At 37.5% G+C, this 3,227-nt stretch carries 3 protein-coding genes and 1 pseudogene; all 4 read left to right on the top strand.

The window, feature by feature from the left end:
* The first annotated feature begins 25 nt into the window (after positions 1-25).
* A complete protein-coding gene (locus LDB17_RS14475) occupies positions 26-868 on the top strand; it encodes a diaminopimelate dehydrogenase (protein WP_393925112.1) in 843 nt (280 codons plus the stop codon).
* A gap of 120 nt (positions 869-988) precedes the next feature.
* Positions 989-1,813 (top strand): 4-(cytidine 5'-diphospho)-2-C-methyl-D-erythritol kinase, encoded by an 825-nt coding sequence (gene ispE, locus LDB17_RS14470; RefSeq protein ID WP_252639103.1) that lies wholly within the window; start codon positions 989-991, stop codon positions 1,811-1,813.
* A 143-nt stretch (positions 1,814-1,956) separates the two neighbouring features.
* Positions 1,957-2,934 (top strand): lytic transglycosylase domain-containing protein, encoded by a 978-nt coding sequence (locus LDB17_RS14465; protein WP_252639104.1) that lies wholly within the window; start codon positions 1,957-1,959, stop codon positions 2,932-2,934.
* A gap of 41 nt (positions 2,935-2,975) precedes the next feature.
* Positions 2,976-3,197: pseudogene (locus LDB17_RS14460) on the top strand (hypothetical protein); the annotation flags it as partial.
* Positions 3,198-3,227: the final 30 nt, after the last annotated feature.

Raw genomic sequence — 3,227 nt, 5'->3', positions numbered from 1 at the left:
GTGTATATCATAACTATCTACCGTATTGGATGCAATTATTGCTTCACCCGATTTTGAGGTGGCCGGTATTGTCCGTCGTGATCCATCGAATGTGCCTGATGAACTAAAAAAGTATCAGGTCGTAAAATCAATAAAAGAACTAAAAGACGTGAGCGTGGCTGTCCTTTGTACTCCCACTCGCAGTGTTGAAGAATATGCTAAAGAATGCCTGGCGTTGGGTATCAATACGGTAGATAGTTATGATATACACGGTGGTATTGTAGATTTACGACGTGAGCTAGGTGCTGTGGCCAAAGCAAATAATACGGTATCTATCATATCAGCAGGATGGGATCCGGGTACAGACTCTATGATTCGCTCCATGTTTGAGTTTATGGCACCCAAAGGTGTAACATATACTAACTTCGGTCCGGGTATGAGTATGGGACATACTGTTGCCGTAAAAGCTATTAAGGGAGTGAAGGCGGCATTGTCGATGACTATTCCACTGGGCACTAGTATTCATCGTCGTATGGTATATATTGAGGTCGAAGAAGGCTATAACTTTTCTGATGTAGCGGCAGCAATAAAAAGTGATGATTATTTTGCTCATGATGAAACACATGTGATGCAGGTTGAAAATGTAGACAACCTGAAAGATATGGGGCATGGTGTGAATATGGTTCGCAAAGGAGTGTCGGGTGCAACTCAGAATCAGCTCTTAGACTTTAATATGAAGATTAATAATCCGGCTTTAACAGCTCAGGTGCTAGTTGCTTCGGCTAGAGCAACAATGAAGCAAGCGCCGGGAGCTTATACAATGATAGAGGTTCCTGTTATCGACTATATATATGGAGATAAAGAGGCTTTAATAAAAAAACTAGTGTAAATAATTATATCAAGAAATCTGCCTCAAAAGTTAGGACTCCGTTTGTTTTTATTATAAACAAATGATTTGCTTTTGAGGCAAACTGTCAAAAATCATTAGACTTATACTCAAAACTGAAATATGATAACCTTTCCCAATGCAAAAATAAATTTAGGGTTGAATATAGTATCAAAGAGACCTGATGGATATCACAACCTTGAAACAGTTTTTTATCCTTTAGCAATAAAAGATGCTCTTGAAATCATTGTAAAAGATGGGCAAGGTAAGGATACTTTTTTCGAATCAGGGATTAAGGTTGATGCAGAACCCGAAACAAATTTAGTGATGAGGGCTTTGTCCCTGATGCGAAAATATTATAATTTCCCATTTGTGGAAGTTCATTTATTAAAGAAAATACCTTTTGGTGCAGGCTTGGGTGGAGGATCAGCTGATGCTTCGTTTATGCTGAAGCTGTTGAATCAAACTTTTCAGTTGAATGCGTCTGATGAGGAACTAATTAGATTGGCTGTCCAGCTTGGAGCCGACTGTCCCTTTTTTATATATAATCATCCCGTATTTGCCACAGGAATAGGTGAGGTTTTCGAAAAGATTGAATTGTCTCTTAATGGCTATTATTTTGTACTGATAAAGCCTGAGATACATGTTCCTACAAAAGATGCTTTCGCTTTGATTTCACCAAAACAACCAAAACAGTCTCTGATGGAAATCGTAAAATTACCTCTTGCAGAATGGAAAGGTTTGATGGTAAATGATTTTGAGGAAAGTGTGTTTGCTAAATATCCGGCTATAGGCGATATAAAGAATAGTTTGTACCGACAGGGTGCGCTGTATGCTTCAATGTCGGGTTCAGGTTCATCCGTTTTTGGTATTTTTACAGAACAAGTTGAGGACTTGGAATCTGTTTATAAGAACTGTTTTTGTCAACAAGGAAAATTCGAATACTAAAAACAGGAAGGGATGTGATGCTCAAAAATTTGTGCTTTAAGATAAATTATAGATAAGCAATGTTTGCCGGACTTTTACTTCCAGAAATAAAATTGTACCTTTGATAGCTATTTTTTAATGAAATATTACAAAACTAGCGATAAATGAAGAAGGTTTTATTATTCACTATTCCAGTAGTTTGTGTCTGTGTTTTAGCCTTTGCGTTATTGTCAAATAATAGCCATAGCGAAACAGAGTCTAAAGCTCCTTATGTCTTATCTATGACGAAATCTATAGAGATTCCAGAGAAGGTTGATTTTGCAGGGGAGGAGATAAAGCTTGACAGATACGATCTTCATGAGAGATTCGATAGAGAGATAAACGGATTTACATATTTACATTCGACGACGTTATTACTTATAAAAAGAGCTAATCGATATTTTCCTATTATTGAACCGATCTTAAAAGAAAATGGAATTCCTGAAGATTTTAAATATCTGGCGGTAATAGAAAGTAGTTTAGACCATAGAGCAGTATCTTCAGCCGGCGCTGCCGGACTATGGCAGTTTATGCCAAAAACCGCACCCGGATATGGATTAGAGGTTTCTTCTGAAGTGGACGAAAGATATTCGATAGAAAAATCAACTCGGGCTGCATGTAAATATCTGAAGGAAGCTTACAGCAAATATGGCAGTTGGACAAGTGTGGCAATGTCATACAATGCCGGACAGGGACGTATCAGCGGAGAGCTGGATAAACAACAGGTTGACGAAAGTCTTGATCTGTGGCTCGTTTCTGAGACTTCGCGCTATTATTTTCGAATGTTGGCTATAAAGCTGGTATTTGAAAATCCATCTAAATATGGGTTTATTCTCACAGAAAAAGATTTGTACAAACCGATTGAATTTACAAAAGTTGAAGTAACAGAATCGATTCCCGATCTGGCATCTTTTGCAAAAGAAAAAGGGTTGACATATGCACAATTGAAAGATTTTAATAGCTGGCTAAGAGATCGTAAATTAACAATTTCGGCTAAAAGCCAAAGTTCATATACAATTCTTATTCCTACACAGGAATCATTATACTACAAGAAAGGTAGTAAGGTAAGAGTCCATGATAAAGCATGGATTTCGCGTGACTAATTAAAATATGCATAATTAGACAAGGAGCGTTTGGAAATTTGATGGAGACAACTATACCCGAAGAAAAAGACGTCATAAATGTATATGGCGCACGTGTTCATAATCTTAAAAATATTGATGTAGAAATTCCACGAGATTCACTTGTTGTGATTACAGGGCTCAGTGGGAGTGGTAAATCATCATTGGCATTCGATACTATTTTTGCAGAAGGCCAAAGGCGTTATATAGAAACGTTTTCGGCTTATGCGCGTAACTTCTTGGGTTACGATTTGTTGTTTTCTGTTCTATAGATA

The sequence above is a fragment of the Dysgonomonas sp. Shenzhen-Wh21 genome (assembly GCF_043392705.1).
Lineage (GTDB): Bacteria > Bacteroidota > Bacteroidia > Bacteroidales > Dysgonomonadaceae > Dysgonomonas.
Note: the sequence above shows the minus strand (reverse complement) of the source record. Positions and strands in the feature narration are given on the sequence as shown.

Coding starts and splice junctions, on each gene's coding strand:
- ispE (WP_252639103.1), top strand. CDS start 989: ATGATAACCTTTCCCAATGCAAAAATAAATTTAGGGTTGAATATAGTA.
- LDB17_RS14465 (WP_252639104.1), top strand. CDS start 1,957: ATGAAGAAGGTTTTATTATTCACTATTCCAGTAGTTTGTGTCTGTGTT.